At 70.6% G+C, this 425-nt stretch carries 1 protein-coding gene; it reads right to left on the bottom strand.

Annotated features, from left to right (window positions below):
• A partial coding sequence (locus D7W81_RS41590) for a Rieske 2Fe-2S domain-containing protein (RefSeq protein WP_147445861.1) occupies window positions 1-425 on the bottom strand: 425 nt, incomplete at both ends.

Raw genomic sequence — 425 nt, 5'->3', positions numbered from 1 at the left:
GGTCACGACCGTGTTGCCCTGGCGCTCGTGCTGCACGCGCGTCTCCTCGCGGCCGGCGCTGGCCAGGGTGGTCTGGTGCACGTAGACCACGTGGGTCGGGTCGCAGAGGTTGTCTGCCAGGCTCAGGTAGTTGGCCTGCACGAGCAGCGCGTCGCCCTCGACCACGCTGTAGGCGGGGTCGTCGTACTGCGGCAGGCGGAACACCTGGCTGCGATCGGCCTTGTCGGCATCGCCCATCCACACCCAGACCATGCCCATGCTCTCGGCCGTGGGGTAGCTGCGAACGCGAAAGCTCTCCGGCACGCGCGGCATGCCCGGCGCGTGCACGCAGCGGCCGCTGCAGTCGAAGGTGAGGCCGTGGTAGCCGCACTGGATGGCATTGCCTTGGAGCCGGCCGATGGTCAGGGGCGCCAGCCGGTGCGGGC

The organism is Corallococcus aberystwythensis, from assembly GCF_003612165.1.
In the GTDB taxonomy this organism is placed as follows: domain Bacteria; phylum Myxococcota; class Myxococcia; order Myxococcales; family Myxococcaceae; genus Corallococcus; species Corallococcus aberystwythensis.
This window is presented reverse-complemented; position numbering and strand designations above follow the sequence as displayed.